This is a genomic window from Mesorhizobium sp. M4A.F.Ca.ET.050.02.1.1 (assembly GCF_003997725.1).
Lineage (GTDB): Bacteria > Pseudomonadota > Alphaproteobacteria > Rhizobiales > Rhizobiaceae > Mesorhizobium.
The window spans coordinates 1-635 of the sequence record NZ_RZSG01001399.1; the positions used below are offsets into that span (position 1 = coordinate 1).

The 635-nt window shown below is 63.6% G+C and carries 1 pseudogene; it reads right to left on the minus strand.

Annotated features, from left to right (window positions below):
- Positions 1-78 precede the first annotated feature (78 nt).
- Positions 79-635 (minus strand): annotated as a pseudogene (locus tag EOA33_RS37755) (NAD-dependent dihydropyrimidine dehydrogenase subunit PreA); the annotation flags it as partial.

A 635-nucleotide genomic window follows, 5' to 3' on the forward strand; every position in this document is an offset into this window, starting at 1 on the left:
CGCCCAACGTCACCGACTGGCAGTATCTCAACCTCAACTATGTCGCCAAGGCGCATATCGACCAGGACGCCTGTATCAAATGTGGCAGCGGCCACATTTGATACAGGCGTCCTGGTCGATATGCGCCTTGGCGACATAGTTGAGGTTGAGATACTGCCAGTCGGTGACGTTGGGCGTGGCCCGGCCGACGAAGTCGGAGAGCGAGGCATGGCCCTTCTCGTCCATCCAGTTCTCAAGCCCGGCGATCATCTCCTGCACGATCTTGAAGCCGTAGGTCATCGCCGCCGTGCAGACCTGCACGTTGCCAGCGCCGAGCGCCATGAACTCCGCCGCATCGCGCCAGGTGGTGATGCCGCCGATGCCGGAGATCGGCAGTCCGCGGGTCTCAGCATCGCGCGCGATCTCGGCCACCATGTTCATGGCGATCGGCTTCACCGCCGGTCCGCAATAGCCGCCATGCGAGCCCTTGCCGTCGATGGTCGGCTGCGGCGCGAAACTGTCGAGGTCGACGCCGGTGATCGAATTGATGGTGTTGATCAAAGACACCGCGTCGGTGCCGCCGGCGTGTGCCGCGCGCGCCGGCTTGCGGATGTCGGTGATGTTGGGCGTCAGCTTGGTGATGACCGGCATGCGGG